Genomic DNA, 11,815 nt, shown 5'->3' with positions numbered 1-11,815 from the left:
GCCGGCGAACCCGCCGCCCGGGAACCCGCCGCCGGCGCGTGACGCGCCCGACATCGCGAGGACCTCCGAGCCGGCGAGGACGTCCACGCCCAGGTCCTCGGCCTCCGCCAGCTCGCGGGCCACGCCGTCCGGCGCCCCGCCCCGGCCCGCCACCTCGAGGGTGACGGCGGCGAGGCGGGCGACCGTCTCGGCGATGTCGTAGGCGGCCGCGGCCTCCGCCGCCGCGCGGCCCTCCCGCTCCGCGACCCCGGGGAACAGCAGCCGCGCCGCCATCGCGTCGGCGAGCGCGCCCGGGTCGTCGGCCGGGACGAGCGCGCCGAGCCCGGGGCGGACGACCTCCGTGATGCCGGGGATGTCCGTCCCGACGAGGGACCGGCCGGTGGCGAGCGCCTCCAGCGCGGTCAGCGGCAGCCCCTCCCAGCGGGACGGCAGCACGACCACGTTCGCGGCGGCCAGCCAGTCCCGCGGGTCCCGCACGGCCGCGACGAACCGGACGCCCGGCGCCGGGCGGCGGCGCAGCGCGTCGAGGTCCTCGCCGTCCCCGACGATCGCGAGGAGCGCGGACGGGCACCGGGCGGCGACCGCGGGCCACGCCGCGACCAGCACGTCCTGCGCCTTCTGCCGGGTCACCCGGCCGACGCACACGGCGAGCGGCGCGGCGGCGGGCAGCCCCAGCCGGGTCCGCGCGGCGAGCCGGGCGGACGCGTCGGCGGGCCCGAACCGGCGCCGGTCCACGCCGTTGCGGACGAGCCGGAACGGGCCGCGGACCCCGGCGCGCATCCCGGCGCGCAGCTCGCCCTCGCCGACGCAGACGAGCGCGTCGGCGCGGCGGGCCGCGAACCGCTCCCAGCGCCGGCTGACGGCGTCCTGCCGCCCGGTCGCCGCGAGCCATGACCAGCCGTGCGGCTGGAAGATCACCGGCACCCCGGCCGGGAGGCGGAGCAGGCGCCCCGCGAGGCCCGCCTTGGAGGAGTGCAGGTGGACGACGTCGGGCCGGAAGCCCTTGATCAGGCGGCGCAGGCGCAGCGCCTCCAGCGGCGTCCGCGGGCCCGGGACGCGGTCGGCGTCCCAGTTGAACCAGGGCACGCCGGCCGCCGCGCACCGGGCGGGCAGGTCGCCGCCGGGCGGGCAGGCGACCGCCACGTCCCAGCCGCGGCGCCGCTGGTCGGTGACGGCCTGGCCGACGTAGACGGCGACGCCGCCGCCGTTCGGCTGGCTGACGTGCAGGACGCGGAGCGGCTCGGCGGCGTCAGCCATGCCCGGCCTGCCCGCCCTTCCGCGCGCCCGCTCCCGCGTCGCGTCCCGGCATCGCTTCGCGCCCCTGGATCGCTTCGTGTACCGGCATCGCTTCGTGTACGGGCATCGCTTCGTGCACCGGCATGGCGTCGTCGCGCGGCTGCGGCACCTCGTCGCGCTTCGCGCCGTCGGGCACCCCGTCTTCATGCGGCACCGGCTCGTGCGGCGCCGGCCGGTTCGCCGCGTCGTCGCGGGGCGGGGTGGGCAGCGGCACCGTCGCGGGACGGTGGTGGCGGCGGGCGGCGAGGCCCGCGCGGACCAGGGCGAGCCCCGCGAACAGGGACGCCGGGAAGCCGCGGCCGAGGACGATCCGCTGGTTCTGGACGCGTCTCGGCCGCCACTTCAGCTTGTACGGCTCCTCGCCGCGCAGCAGGTTGACGGCCTGCCGGCCGTGGGCGCGCGCGAGGGCGAGGTCCTCGCGCAGGAGCATCAGCGCGACGTCCACGCTGTCGCGCAGCTCCGGGATCGCCCCGTACAGGTAGGCGCCGACGAACCGGTGCCCGATGAGGACGAGGTCGCTCGCGACGAGCCGCCCGTCCCAGTGGTACCGCAGCACGGCGGCGCGCCCCTCGCGGACCATCGCGGCGCCCGCCTCGGCCAGGTGCCGGCGGAACCGCTCGCGGGAGTGCTCGGGATTCATCGGCCGGCCGCGCCACTGCCGGGCGTGCATCTCCAGCAGCGCGCCGATCGCGTCCGCGGCCTCCTCGGGCGGGACGGCCTCGACGGTGATGCCCCGCACGTCGATCTTGCGGAGCTTCGCGCGCATCTTCCCGGCGCTGCGGCGCGGCAGCCGGTCCATGACCTCGGCGATGCCGGTGCAGGGCAGCTCCATGCACACCGACGCGGGCATCGGCCACGTCCGGCCGGGCCAGCGCCGCATCACCTGGTGGACGACCGAGCCGGGCCGCACCTCGGGCAGGTCGATCGCGCACCGGCCGCGCATGCCGTGCAGGGCGCGCGCGAGGTGCTCGACGGCGCCGTCGGTGTATGCGGGGTCGAGCAGGAAGTCGGTGAAGTCGCTCTGCCCGTCGGCGATCGGCACCAGCACGGGGAAGCCCCAGCGGCCCGCGGTCATCAGCGGCGCGGCGGCGACGAGGCGGCCCCGGTAGCGGACGAGGACGAGCCTCAGCCGTCCCCGGACGCCGTACCAGCCCCACCAGGCGCTCAGCCATTCGTGGGACTGGAACGGGGTCGCCTCCGGGCTGCGCTCGTACAGGTCGCGCAGCTCGCCGGCGAGCTCGATGAGGGCGCCCTCGTCGCGGCGCACCTCCACCTGCCATGCCCCGGCGGGCGCGGCGGCCCGGCTCGGGCGGATCACGCTCGGGAGCGTCACGAGTGCACCTCCACGGGTTCGGCGGCGGGGCTCGGCACGGCTCCGCGCGGCGGGCGGGACGCGTCGTGCTGGCCCCGCTGGTGGGCTCGGCCGCGCCGCCCGCTGAGGACGGCGGCGCCGAGCCCGGCGAGCAGCACGCCGGACGCGGTGCCGACCGCGACGTCCAGCGGCGGGTTCGGCGACGACGGCGCCGACGGCGTCGCGGCCATGCTCATCAGCGCGACGCGGACGCCGGTGTCGGTGCGGTGCGAGGTGCCGTAGCGGACGAGGGCGTCGGCGGCGGCGTTGGCGTACGCGGCGGCGGCGGCCGGGGTGCCCGCGCTGCCCGCCAGCTTGATGAGCGGCGTGTCGGGCGAGGTGGACGACTGGATGTGGTCGCGGGTCGCGGCCATCGCGCCGTCCGGCAGCGGGATGGAGGAGTAGGCGAGGGTCTCGGGCAGCGGCGCGAGCCGGCCGAACGCCTGCGCGAAGCTGACCGCGGCGGGTCCCTGGCCGCCGTCGCCGTCGTCCACGACGAGGACGTAGGCGGTGGCGGTGTAGGTCGTCGGCGCGAACAGGGCGTAGCCGAGCCCGCCGAGGAAGCCGCTCAGCACGAGCGCGATGAGCAGCCCGAACCGGCGGAGGAACGCGGCGAGCGGGGCGCGCAGCCGGGCGAGGGCCACGCCGGCGGCGCGGCCGGGCGTCGCGGCGGCGCGGCGGGCCGTGCGGCGGGCCTTGGCGCGGCTCTCCTTGGGGCGGCCGTCCTCGCCGGGCGGGCCGCCTCCGGGGGCCGGTTTCCCGGCGGCCGGCTTCTTGGTGGCGTCACGTTGCGACATCGGCTGACCCTTCTCTCGTGCCCTCAGGTCGGGATGGATTCGCGGGCGGGCCGCGTCCGCCCGGTGCTCGGCGCCCCGCCGGTGTAGAGGCGGGCGAGTTCGGCGGCCTGCTCCGCGATGGCGTAGCGGTGGACGGCCGGCGGTACCGGGACGCGTCCGGTGCGGCGCCCGAGGGCGGCGCTCCAGGCGTCCGGTCCGGCGGCGGCGGGCAGGCGGGTGGCGTGCGGCGCCTCGTCGCGGGGCAGGTCGTCGAGGGCCGGGCAGGCGGTGCGGACGACGGGGAGCCCGGCGGCGAGCGCCTCCAGGACCCCGAGGCCGAACGTCTCCTGCGCGGACGGCGCGGCGTACACGTCCATCGCGGCGAGGACGGACGGGACGTCGTCCGTCCCGCCCGTGAAGACGGCGCGGCCGGTGAGGCCGAGTGTCGCGGCGATCCGTTCGAGCCGCGCGCGCTCGGGGCCGTCGCCTGCGATGAGCAGGCGTGCATCGGGCGTCCGGGCGGCGGCGCGGACGAGCAGGTCGATCCGCTTGGTCGGGACGAGGCGGCCGACGGTGCCGGCGACGTGGGCGTCCATGGGGATGCCTAGGCGGCGGCGGGCGGCGGCGCGCCGCTCCGGGTCGTAGGCGAAGGCAGCGGGGTCGATCCCGTTGGGAATGACCGTGACGCGGCCGGACGGGACGCCCCAGGCGCGCAGCCGCGCCGCGACCGTCGGGGACACCGCGACCGTCATCGAGCCGAGGCGCTCGGTCGCCCGGTAGAGCGCCCGCACGGCGCCGGTGGTGCGGCGACCCTCGATCTGCCCGTCGCCGAGGGAGTGCTCGGTGGCGATGATCCGGCGCGTCCCGGCGAGGCGGGCGGCGACGCGGCCGTAGACGCAGGCGCGGTAGAGGTGCGTGTGGACGACGTCGTAGCGCCCGCCGCGGATCAGCCGGACGAGCCGCGGCAGCGCGGCGAGGTCCTGGTTCCCGCGCATGCCGAGCTCGTGGACGCGCACGCCGCCGCGCCGGATCCGGTCGCCGAGGGCGCCCGCGCGCGTCAGCGTCGCCACCTCGCACTCCACGGGCAGGTGGCGCAGCAGCAGCGCGAGCTGGTGCTCGGCGCCGCCGTGCTCCAGTCCGGTGATGACGTGCAGGACGCGGGTCACATGCGGCTCCGCCACTGCATCTGGTGCCGGATGAGCTTGGCGCGCAGCCGCAGGGGGCCGTCGCGGTCGCCGATGTAGGCGCGGCCGAGCGCGTGCCGGGACGCCTCGTCCGGGCGGATGTGGCAGGCGTAGTCGTAGCCGGCGGCGCGGACCGCGTCGATCTCGCGGTCCCCGGCGCGCCCGTACGGGTAGGCGAAGCCGGTGACCTGCCGGCCGGTGATGTCCTCGAGGTCGGCGCGGCTCTCCTCCAGCTCCTCGCGCAGCTCGGTGTCGTCGACCTCGGGCAGCGGGACGTGGTGGCGGCCGTGCGAGGCGACCTCCATGCCGGCGTCGGCGACGGTGCGCAGCTGCTCGGCGGTCATGAGCGGCTTGCGGGGGCCGTCGTCCCAGGCGTTGTAGGAGCCGACCCGTCCGGACACGGCGAAGACGGTGGCGCCGAACCCGTACCGGACGAGGACGGGCAGGGCGCGGGTGGCGAAGTCGGCGTAGCCGTCGTCGAAGGTGAGGCCGACGAGGCCGCGCGCGCGTCCCCCGGCGTGCTCGGCGAGCAGCTCGGCCATCCCGACGCCGCGCAGGCCGCGGGCCCGCAGCCAGGCCATCTGCCGCTCGAACCGGGGCGGCGAGACGGTCACCAGGTGCGGGTCGTCAGCGTAGTGATCGATCGAGTGGTACATCAGCACCAGCGGCGGCGGTTCCACCTCCTGCGGAGGCCGCGCGGGCCTGGCCGCCGGTGCGGGCCTGGTCGTCGGCGCCGTCTCCGGCGCCGGTTCGGTCGGCTGGGTCACTGGTTCCCCCGGAAGATGTGCGGCCGCGGCGGGCGAGCGCGCCGGGCCTCCATGAGGGCCATGGGATGCCCCATGGCGCGATGAGGTCGCGTCCCGCGAGGGCGATCAGGGCGGCGAACGCGGCGGCGGTGGCGAGGCCGCCGACGGTGAGCCGGACGATCGCGGACGCCCCGCCCAGCGGCCCGGTGGCGAGCAGCGCTGCGGCGGCGGCGAGGGACGCGAGTACGGTGAGCCGGGCGAGGTCGGCGGCGACGCGGCGCAGCGGGATCGGTGCGACGCGCGCGCGCAGCCCGGCGAGGAGCAGGACGGCGGCGATGGTGATGCCGGCGGCGTCCGCGGCGGCGAGTGCGGCCGTCCCGGCGAGGGCGGCGAACGCGGCGCAGACGGCGGCGGTGACGGCGAGGCCGCCCGCGAGGACGGCGGCGGGCCGCCACGGCGGCCGCTTCTGCGCGAAGAACGCGCGGGCGGCGAGCCCGACGGTCGACTGGCCCCACAGCCCGAGCGCGTAGACGCGCAGGGTGGCGGCGGTGTCGCGGGTGTCGGCGGCGGTGAACTCGCCGTGCTGGAACAGCACCCGGATGATGTCGGGCGCGAAGGCGACGAGGAACGCGGACGCGCTCAGCACGAGCCCGCCCGCGACGACGAGGTCCTGCCGGATGCGGCGGGCGACGCCGCCGGTGTCGCCGTCCGCGGACGCGCGCGCGAGGCGCGGGAACGTGACGGTGACGATCAGGAGCGACAGCACCATCGGGACCTGCGCGACCTTCTGCGCGTAGTTGAGGTGCGAGATCGACCCGGCGGCGAGGCCGGAGCCGATGAACCGCTCGACGAACACCTGCGCCTGGCGGGTGACGGTGTAGACGACGACGGGCGCGACGGCGGCGAGGCCGAGCCGCAGGTCGGCGGCGCCGGTCCGGGGCGCGGCGTCCTCGCGCAGGCAGCGGACGAACGCGGGGAGCTGCACGGCGACCATGAGCGCGCTGCCGCAGGCGACCCCGATCGCGGCGCTCATGATCCCGACGAGCCCGGCGAATCCGGCGATCAGCGCGAGGATCCCGATGTTGTAGGCGAGGTAGATGGCGGCGGGCGGCCCGAAGCGGTGGTGGGCGCGCAGCGTCGCGCTCATGAACCCGGCGACGCCGAACGTGACGACGGTGACGGCGGTGAGCCGGACGCACTGGACGGCGGGCCCCGGCTCCGACAGCCCGGGCGCGAGCGCCTCGACGACGGCGGGGGCGGCGATCCCGAGCGTCAGCGTGACGGCGGTGAGGCCGAGGACCATCCGGGGCAGGGTCGTCGCGGTGAGGGCGCGCAGGCCGCCGCCCCCGGCGAGGAGCCGGGTGACGACCGGGACCATGAGCAGCGCCATGGCGTCCTCGATGAGCAGCGGCGACACGGTCTCGGGGATCGTCCAGGCGACGAGGAACGCGTCGGTGGCGCCGCTCGCGCCGAACCGGTGCGCCATGACGAGGTCGCGCAGGAACCCGAGGCCGGTGCCGGCGGCGATGAGCGCGCCCGACAGCGCGGCGGCCCGTCCGATCGACACGCCCCGCCCCGCGCCGGCCGCCGCATCCTGCGCCGCGCCGGCCGCCGCGTCCCGCGCCGCGCCGACCCCCGCGTCCCGCGCCGCGTCCTGCGCCGTGTCGGGCGCCGCGTCCCGCGCCGTCACCCGCGCTCCTCGCCCGCGGGCCCGGGAACGGGGCCGGGCGCGCGCCGGAGGCCGAAGGCGCGGCAGGCGGCGGCGCCGAGGAGGACGCCGGTGAGCACGCAGGTGGGCCCGCCCATGTCCGCGTACAGGAAGTTGACGAGCAGGAACGCCGTGAACGCGGCGCCGATGAGCCAGAAGGGGTCGCGGACGTCGCGGCGCGTCCAGAGCCCCCACAGGACCGTGCCGAGCAGCGCGGCGAACCCGGCGAAGCCGAGCACGCCCTGCTCGGACAGGATCAGCAGGTACTCGTCGTGCGGCGACAGCAGCGGCTGCCGCGCGTAGCCGTGGACGGGGTCGTCGGTCTCGCTGCCGGACGACAGCTCGATGCCCGCGTAGGTGTCCCGGTAGGCGGGGAAGTTCTTCACGCCGACGCCGGTGACGGGATGGTCGGCCCAGATCCGTCCGGCGGCGGCCCACAGGTTGTAGCGGTCGCTGACGGACTGGTCCGGCGCGCTCACCGAACCGGCGATCGACGCGTACCGCTGGACGACCGCGCCGCCGCCGAGCAGCCCGAACGCGACGAGCCCGAGCGCGGCGCAGCAGACCGCCGCCTTCACCGCGAGCCACCGGTCGAAGACCACCAGCATCAGCCCGACGGCGGCGGCGAGCGCGATCCAGCTCCCGCGGCTGAGCGCGAGCAGCAGCGCGAGCGCCAGCACGCCGAGCCCGGCGAGCGCCACCGGCACCGCCGCGGCCCCGTGGCGCGGCGCGACCAGCGCGAACGCCGTCAGCACCAGGAACGCGAACCCGACGACGACGGACATCGCCATGACGTCGACGGCGCCGAACGTGCCGACCGCCCGGACGTTCGCGCCGCCGATCGACGCGCCCGCGCCGGTGCCCGCCTGCCAGATCCCGTACAGCGCCTCGCCGAGCCCGAGCCCGAGCACCGCGCCGAACACGATGCCGAGGTCGCGGCGGTCCCGGACGAGCAGCACGACGGCGAGCGGCACCAGCACGAAGATCTGCACGTCCCGCACGAACCCGGACAGGCTGGAGGCGATGTCGGGAGAGGCGACGGTCGTCACGCCGAGGGCCGCGGCGAGAGGCGCGAACGCCCACGGCGCGCGGCGCGGCAGCGCGACCCGGCCCCGCGCGACCAGCAGCGCCGCCGCCGCGATCATCACGGCGCTCGCGCAGTCCCCGGCGGTGACCTGCACCCCGGCCCCGGCCCCCGCGGCCGCCCCGCCCCCGCCGGCGGGAACGCCGACGCACGCGACGGTCGCCGCGACCAGCCAACTCGGCCGCGCGAGCAGCCCGGCGAGCGCGTGCCGGGACGTCCGCGGCGCCCGGCCCGGCCAGGGGAAGGGGACGGCGGCCGTCACGCGGCGTCCCGGCACAGCATGGCCCGCACCGTCAGCAGCAGGATGCGCAGGTCGGACGCGAACGTCCAGTGGTCGATGTAGTGGTTGTCGAGGCGGGCCCGCAGCTCGATGGAGGTGTCGCCGCGGAAGCCGTGCACCTGCGCCCAGCCCGTCATGCCGACCGGGACGCGGTGCCGCAGCATGTAGCCGGGACACGTGCGGGAGAACTGCTCCACGAAGTGCGGGCGCTCCGGGCGCGGCCCGACCAGGCTCATGTCGCCGCGGACGACGTTCCACAGCTGCGGCAGCTCGTCCAGCGACGTGCGGCGCAGGAACCGGCCGACGGGCCCCATCCGGCGATCGCCCTCGACGGTCCAGCGGGTGTCGGACTCCTGCTCGTCCGCGGGCTTGAGCGTGCGGAACTTCAGCAGGACGAACTCCTCGCCGCCGCGGCCGATCCGGCGCTGCCGGAACAGCACGCCGGGGCCGCCTTCGAGCCGGACCGCGACGGCGCACGCGGCGAGCAGCGGCGCCGCCAGCAGCAGCGCGGCCAGGCCGACGGCGAGGTCGAGGGCGCGCTTGGCGAACCGGGGCGCCGCGCCGCGCAGCCGCCAGTCGACGCGCGCGCACGGCAGCCCGGCGAGGTACTCGCGCCGCGCGGGCTCGACCGGCACGACGTCCGACGGCGGCTGCACGAGCAGCGTCTCGCACGGCAGCCCGAAGCAGATGCGCAGCACGGCGTCGAGCCGGCCGGGGTGGACGTCCTCGGCGACGATCACCACGGTGTCGGCGCCGTGCTCCTCGACGAGGCCGGGCAGGTCGGCGGCGTCGCCGAGGACCGGCAGGCCGGACGCCGCGTCGGGGCCGCCGGCCCCGACGAGCCCGACCGGCGCGAGCCCGAACTCGCCGCGCGTGCACAGGATGTCGATGACGTGGTCGCTCGTCGCGCCCGTCCCGACGACAAGGGCCGTGCGGGCGCGGGACCGGCGGCACCGGTAGGTGCGGGCCGCGGCGTTGCCGAACGCGCGGGCCGTCAGCGCCAGGACACCGGCGACGGACGCGATCAGCAGCCAGGCGGCCGTCCCGGCCCGCGACGGGGCCGCGCCGGGCGTCAGGACCGGCAGCAGCGCGGCGGCCAGCGCGCCGACCACGAGCGTCCGGACCAGCACCGGCCGCGCGTCGGCGAGCAGCGACGGGCTGCGCCGCATCCGGTACAGCCCGCCCGAGGCGTTCAGCGCGACCAGGGCGGCGGCAGCGGCGGCGGGCAGCGCCCCGTCCGGTCCGGCGCCGCGCGCGACGGCGACGGCGGCGGCCATCGCCCAGCCGTCCGCGACGGCGAGGCAGGCCGGGTACAGCACGGCGAGCGGGGACAGGGCGCGGCGGCGGCGCGGCGGCAGCTGCGGCGGGGCAGGGGGCGGCGCGCCGGAACCGGCGGGCGCGCTGGGGTCGACGGATGCGCTGGAGTCGACGGATGCGCTCAGCCCCTGGGCTCTCATCTCGCGCGTCCCTTCGCTGACAGAACCTCACCGGCGGGTGACTCGGCGGTGCCCGCGGTGCCGCGACGCCGCGCGCATTCCCCGCCGCCGAACATGGGGTCCGCGGGCGGCCATGATCCAGCATCGCAGCAGGTTCCGGCGCTGATCACCGCTTTTAACGAAGGCCACCGCAGACTTGAAGAGAAGATCGACACTGTCCGGGTGCTACCCACGTGACCTGCGGCGATGACCCCATCGCCGCTCATCGCTTTCGCCAAGAAACACCAAGGACGCAATCACCGCGCGGGCCCTTGCATTTTCATATCCGGCGACGCCGACGACACATTTCCTTTTCGCCCGTCCCCGCGCCGATTGCGAGCATTGACATGCGTTCCCCGGTCCCGCCGCCGGCCCCGCGGCGGCCGCCCCGGCGGCGGCGCGCGCCCGTCCGGCCGCCCCGGCGCCCGGAACGGATGGTGCGCCAGGGGCGAAAGATGCGAAGAACGCCCCCCACGATGCGAACCTTCGGGGCACGATGGACGTCACATGTGATCGGGCGTGAAAACCGGCCGTCCCCCCTGGTACGGGCCGGGAAGACAGGGCCGTTCGTCAGCGATCTCGTTGCGGGGTCCGCGCCCCGCCGGGTTCGGGTGGGCTGGATGAGGGAGAACGGTGCGAGGGAAGTCGTTTGCGGTGGTCGCTGTGGTCCTGGGACTGGCGACGGCGTGCGGTGGCAGCGGCGGCGAGGGCGGGACGACGGCGGCGGGCGGTGAGGACGGCGCCCCCAAGGTGACGATCACCCCCGCGAACGGCGCCGGCAAGGCCCGCCCGGACGAGGGCGTGACCGTCACGTCGGCGGGCGGCACGCTGGGCCAGGTCTCGGTGAAGCTGAAGGGCGCCGAGGTGCCCGGCAAGCTGTCGGCCGACAAGACCCAGTGGCACTCGACCTGGACGCTGCAGCCGGGCGGCAGCTACCAGGTGTCGGCGACCGCGACCTCGCCCAAGGGCAAGGCGACCACGGCCACCAGCGCGTTCAAGGCGAGCAGGGCCACCGCCGCGACCGTGATCAACAACGTGGTGCCGAGCCCGAACGAGACGGTCGGCACCGGGATGCCGGTCTTCATCCAGTTCAACAAGGCCGTGCCGGCCAAGGCGCGCGCCGCCGTCGAGAAGAGCATCGAGATCTCCTCGACCAAGCCGACCGAGGGCGCGTGGCGGTGGCTGGCGCCGGGCGAGTCGTTCAACGGTCTGCCGTCCCTGGTGTTCCGCCCCAAGCACCCGTGGGAGCCGCACCAGCAGGTGTCGGTCACCGTCCACTACGCCGGGCTGAAGATCGGCGACAACGTGTTCGGCGCCAAGGACGTGACCCGCAAGTTCAAGATCGGCGACTCCCACACCGTCCAGGTCAACGCCAGGACCGACAAGCTCGTCGTGAAGAAGAACGGCCGGACGGTCCGCACCTGGGGCGTCAGCCTCGGCGCGGGCGGCGACGTCCAGTCCGACGGCGTCGACCACCTGCTCACCACCAGCGGCGTCCACCTCACCATGGACCACAGCCGCCTGGAGCGGATGCGCCCGCCGGGCAAGAAGAAGGGCGACCCGGGCTGGTACGACGAGCAGGTCCCGTTCGCGACCCGCATCTCCAACAGCGGCGAGTACATCCACCAGAACATGGACGACCCGACCTGCCTCGGGAACCGCAACTGCAGCCACGGCTGCGTCCGCTCCCCCGCGGGCGACGCGCAGTGGTTCTACAACTGGTCCTACCGCGGCGACCTGGTCACGATCACCGGCACCAAGCGCCAGCTCCAGTGGACGAACGGCTGGGGCTACTGGCAGCTGCCGTTCGCCAAGTGGGCGCAGGGCAGCGCCCTCGGCAGTCCCGTCACCACCACGGCCCTGGGCGCCTGACCCGCGCCCCCGCAGCCCTCACGGCCGCGCCGATCCCGTCCGG

9 protein-coding genes are annotated in these 11,815 nt (G+C 76.6%); 1 reads left to right on the top strand and 8 read right to left on the bottom strand.

Going from position 1 to position 11,815, the window contains the following annotated elements:
- From ABZ914_RS35835 to ABZ914_RS35800, 8 genes are all read right to left on the bottom strand, one after another.
- Positions 1 to 1,257: glycosyltransferase (locus tag ABZ914_RS35835; RefSeq protein WP_500198714.1), on the bottom strand; the 1,257-nt coding region annotated here is incomplete at its 3' end.
- Positions 1,250 to 2,629 carry a GNAT family N-acetyltransferase gene (locus ABZ914_RS35830; RefSeq protein ID WP_500198712.1) on the bottom strand — a complete coding sequence of 460 codons (1,380 nt, stop codon included), beginning with the start codon at positions 2,627 to 2,629 and terminating at the stop codon, positions 1,250 to 1,252. The genes ABZ914_RS35830 and ABZ914_RS35835, both read right to left, overlap by 8 nt.
- A complete protein-coding gene (locus ABZ914_RS35825) occupies positions 2,626 to 3,444 on the bottom strand; it encodes a Wzz/FepE/Etk N-terminal domain-containing protein (protein WP_500198710.1) in 819 nt (272 codons plus the stop codon). Before ABZ914_RS35825 ends, ABZ914_RS35830 begins: the two co-directional genes overlap by 4 nt.
- Positions 3,445 to 3,467: 23 nt before the next feature.
- A complete protein-coding gene (locus ABZ914_RS35820; RefSeq protein ID WP_500198709.1) occupies positions 3,468 to 4,589 on the bottom strand; it encodes a glycosyltransferase in 1,122 nt (373 codons plus the stop codon).
- On the bottom strand, positions 4,586 to 5,287 hold the full coding sequence (locus ABZ914_RS35815) for a polysaccharide deacetylase family protein (RefSeq protein WP_500198707.1): 702 nt from the start codon (positions 5,285 to 5,287) through the stop codon (positions 4,586 to 4,588). Before ABZ914_RS35815 ends, ABZ914_RS35820 begins: the two co-directional genes overlap by 4 nt.
- Positions 5,235 to 7,043, bottom strand: coding sequence for a lipid II flippase MurJ (locus tag ABZ914_RS35810; protein WP_500198706.1), 1,809 nt, complete (start codon positions 7,041 to 7,043; stop codon positions 5,235 to 5,237). Before ABZ914_RS35810 ends, ABZ914_RS35815 begins: the two co-directional genes overlap by 53 nt.
- A complete protein-coding gene (locus ABZ914_RS35805; RefSeq protein WP_500198704.1) occupies positions 7,040 to 8,407 on the bottom strand; it encodes an O-antigen ligase family protein in 1,368 nt (455 codons plus the stop codon). Before ABZ914_RS35805 ends, ABZ914_RS35810 begins: the two co-directional genes overlap by 4 nt.
- Positions 8,404 to 9,882, bottom strand: coding sequence for an exopolysaccharide biosynthesis polyprenyl glycosylphosphotransferase (locus tag ABZ914_RS35800; RefSeq protein WP_500198703.1), 1,479 nt, complete (start codon positions 9,880 to 9,882; stop codon positions 8,404 to 8,406). Before ABZ914_RS35800 ends, ABZ914_RS35805 begins: the two co-directional genes overlap by 4 nt.
- A 672-nt stretch (positions 9,883 to 10,554) precedes the next feature.
- Between ABZ914_RS35800 and ABZ914_RS35795 the strand changes: the two genes are divergently transcribed.
- Complete coding sequence (locus ABZ914_RS35795) at positions 10,555 to 11,772, top strand: L,D-transpeptidase (RefSeq protein ID WP_500198701.1); 1,218 nt, start codon at positions 10,555 to 10,557, stop codon at positions 11,770 to 11,772.
- Positions 11,773 to 11,815 lie beyond the last annotated feature (43 nt).

This window comes from Spirillospora sp. NPDC046719 (genome assembly GCF_040645715.1).
Lineage (GTDB): Bacteria > Actinomycetota > Actinomycetes > Streptosporangiales > Streptosporangiaceae > Spirillospora.
The sequence above is the reverse complement of the archived record's forward strand: the minus strand, read 5'-3'. Positions and strand labels throughout refer to the sequence as shown.

Excerpts from the sequence above, each read along its gene's own strand:
- ABZ914_RS35825 (WP_500198710.1), bottom strand. The coding sequence starts at position 3,444 with ATGTCGCAACGTGACGCCACCAAGAAGCCGGCCGCCGGGAAACCGGCC.
- ABZ914_RS35800 (WP_500198703.1), bottom strand. The coding sequence starts at position 9,882 with ATGAGAGCCCAGGGGCTGAGCGCATCCGTCGACTCCAGCGCATCCGTC.